This window comes from Petralouisia muris (genome assembly GCF_004793545.1).
GTDB classification, from domain to species: Bacteria; Bacillota; Clostridia; order Lachnospirales; family Lachnospiraceae; genus Petralouisia; species Petralouisia muris.
On the sequence record NZ_SRYA01000265.1, the window covers coordinates 1 to 415 of the forward strand.

Sequence of the window (415 nt, forward strand, 5' to 3'; positions counted from 1 at the left end):
ATGAATGGGTGTAAAGACATCCGGTATTGTTCTTTTCCTTAAGTTAATGACATTGAGTAAAAGGGAGCTTTTTATCCTATATGCCGGAGAGTTATAAGGGCATGGAGGTAAAGGTTACTTCAGTGGATAAGATTAACTGTAAACTGGATGGATTGAGCTTGCTGAAGGAAGGTGAAAGACAAACGCTTGCTCCTACCATATATGTCAACGATATGTACGATAATTATTTGGAATCGGGTGATCTGCAGGTGGTTCTGCAAAATGCAGCAAAAAAAGTGGATGAAGCATTCGGGCAGACATCGCAGTTGCAGTCGCTGGACTTAGGGGAGGCAAAAGACAATATCATATTCCAGCTTATAATGTCGGACGGCGAATTGAGGGAGAAGCAAACAGCGAATTATTTTTCCGACATTTA

At 41.2% G+C, this 415-nt stretch carries 1 protein-coding gene; it reads left to right on the forward strand.

The features are described 5' to 3' along the window. Positions 1–80: 80 nt before the first annotated feature. A partial coding sequence (locus E5329_RS29440) for a DUF5688 family protein (RefSeq protein WP_275443910.1) occupies positions 81–415 on the forward strand: 335 nt, incomplete at its 3' end.